The organism is Planomonospora algeriensis, assembly GCF_977012225.1.
Map to the genome: position 1 here is coordinate 1 of NZ_CDRNDK010000681.1, position 2,552 is coordinate 2,552.

A 2,552-nucleotide genomic window follows, 5' to 3' on the forward strand; every position below is an offset into this window, starting at 1 on the left:
TCCCTGACACGGACGCCCCGGCCGCCGGAGCGGCCGGGGGCGGCGGCGAGGAGGAGGGCGGCTGCCGCCGGAGCGGCGAGGAATCGCATCATCCGCCCATGCCTACCAGATGCGCGGCCCCGGCGGGATCTCGGGAGGAGCTCCCGCCGGGCCGGCGGGTCAGGCGGGGCGGCCGGCGATGCGGGTGATGAACGGCTGGACCAGGCGCGCGGCCAGCGGACCGAACGCCGCCAGGATGAGGACGTAGGCGGCGGCCAGCGGCCCCAGGTCCGGGTGGGCGCCGGCGGCCACGGCCAGTCCCGCGATCACGATGTTGAACTCGCCGCGCGGGATGAGCGCGATGCCGGCGCGGATCCGGCCCGCCCGCGCGATGCCCGCCCGCCGGGCCGCGTAGACGCCGGTGAGCAGCTTGGTCGCCATGCTCACCAGGGCGAGCGCCGCGGCGAGCCCGGCGACGGGCAGGATCTTCGCCGGATCGGTCTGCAGGCCGAAGAAGACGAAGAAGACCGCGGCGAACAGGTCGCGCAGCGGGGCCAGCAGCGCCTGGGCGTCCTCGGCCAGCTCCCCCGACAGGGCGATGCCGACCAGGAACGCGCCCACCGCGGCCGACACCTGCAGGTGCTGGGCGAGCCCGGCGACCAGCAGCGCGAGCCCGACGACCTTCAGCAGCAGCACCTCGGAGTTCGGGCTGGAGACGAACGCCTCGATGAACCGCCCGTAGCGGAGCGCGACCAGCAGTACCACGCTGACCGTGGCCAGCGCGATCGCCACCGTGACCGCCCCGCCCGCCAGGGACAGGCCCGCCAGCATCGCGGTCAGGACCGGCAGGTAGACCGCCATGGTCAGGTCCTCGAAGACCAGCAGCGAGAGCACCACCGGGGTCTCGCGGTTACCGATCCAGCCCAGGTCGGACAGGACCTTGGCGGTGATACCGGAGGAGGTGGCGTAGGTGACGCCGGCCATCGCCACGGCCGCGACCGGGCCCCAGCCGAGCAGCAGCGCGCAGACCGCGCCGGGCGCGGCGTTGAGCACCAGGTCGACGATGCCGGCGCGGGCGTTGCCCTTGAGGCTGGTCACGAGCTCGTCGGCGTTGTACTCCAGGCCGAGGGTGAGCAGCAGCAGGATGACGCCGAGCTCGGCGCCGGTGGCGATGAACTCCTCACTGGTCGCCAGGGGCACGATGCCGCCGGTGCCGAAGGCCAGGCCGGCGATCAGGTAGAGGGGGATGGGAGAGATGCCGACGCGCAGCGCCAGCGCTCCCAGGATGCCGAGTCCGAGTAGGACCGCGCCGAACTCCAGGAACAGGATTGCAGTGTGGTGCACTAGCGGCCTAACCGTTGGTGAAGATGTCGGCGACGGCGTCGGTGCTGTCCGGGCTGCCCACCACGACGACGATGTCGTCGCCGGTGAGCCCGAAGTCCGGTGCGGGGCTGGCGAAGACCTGCCCGGCGCGGACCACGGCCACGATGGACGCGCCGGTGCGGGAGCGCACGCGCGCGTCGCCCATGGTCCGCCCGTCGTACGGCGAGTCGGGGGCGATCGGCAGCTGCAGGCTGACCAGGCCCTCGACCTCGCGGTGCAGGGCGTTGAGGCGCTGCACGATGCGCGGGGCGCCGAGCAGCTCGACCAGCGCGTCGGCCTCCTCGTCGTTCAGTTTGACGACCTCGCACGCGCGGTCGGGGTCCTCCTTGTCGTAGATCACCAGGTCGCGGCGGCCGGTCCGGTGGGAGACGACCCCGACCCGGCGTCCGGAGCGTGTGGTGAACTCGTGCCGCAATCCGATCCCCGGCAACGCCGTCTGCTCGACTTCCACCGCGCCGATCCTCCGCTTGTCCGTTTATTGCCTGTGTTTCCCCGAACCTACCAACCAGGGCGGCCGTTCGCCGAACGGCCCCGCAGCGGTGATCACGCCGGCCGGGCTCCTTCCGGCGCGGGGGTTGCGGAAGGGGCCGGCCGGGAGACCCTTCCCCCATGCCTGAGGACCGCCCGTACGACATCGTGCTGTTCGGCGCCACCGGGTTCACCGGCGCGCTCACCGCGCGGTACCTCGCCCGCCGCGCCGGTCCGGAACGGCGCTGGGCGCTGGCCGGCCGCGACCGGGCGCGGCTGGAGGCGGTCAGGGCGCGGCTCGGCCTGCCGGAGCTGCCCCTGCTGCACGCCGACGCGTCCGACCCGGTCTCGCTGGCGGAGATCGCCCGGCGGACCCGGGTGGTCGCCAGCACCGTGGGCCCGTACGTCTTCCACGGCGAGCCGCTCGTCGCCGCCTGCGCGGCGGCGGGCACCCACTACGCCGACATCACCGGCGAGCCGGAGTTCGTCGACCTGGTCTTCGCCCGGCACCACGCGACCGCCAGGGAGACCGGGGCCAGGCTCGTGCACGCCTGCGGATTCGACTCGGTCCCGCACGACCTGGGCGTCTACTTCACCGTGCAGCGGCTCCCGGAAGGGGTGCCGATCAGCGTCGACGGATACGTGCGGGGAGGCGGGCGGCCGTCGGGCGGCACCGTGCACTCGGCCGTCACGGCGCTCTCCCGCGCCCGGCACGGCGCGCG

At 73.9% G+C, this 2,552-nt stretch carries 3 protein-coding genes; 1 reads left to right on the forward strand and 2 read right to left on the reverse strand.

Annotated elements, in window-relative coordinates; all coding sequences use genetic code 11:
• Window positions 1-159: 159 nt before the first annotated feature.
• Window positions 160-1,323, reverse strand: a complete 1,164-nt coding sequence (locus tag ACWJ6R_RS34420; RefSeq protein WP_449066217.1) for a cation:proton antiporter — start codon at window positions 1,321-1,323, stop codon at window positions 160-162.
• Between the two features lie 7 nt (window positions 1,324-1,330).
• Window positions 1,331-1,813 carry a cation:proton antiporter regulatory subunit gene (locus tag ACWJ6R_RS34425; RefSeq protein WP_449066218.1) on the reverse strand — a complete coding sequence of 161 codons (483 nt, stop codon included), beginning with the start codon at window positions 1,811-1,813 and terminating at the stop codon, window positions 1,331-1,333.
• A gap of 158 nt (window positions 1,814-1,971) precedes the next feature.
• Between ACWJ6R_RS34425 and ACWJ6R_RS34430 the strand changes: the two genes are divergently transcribed.
• The coding region (locus tag ACWJ6R_RS34430; protein WP_449066219.1) for a saccharopine dehydrogenase family protein at window positions 1,972-2,552 on the forward strand (581 nt) is incomplete at its 3' end.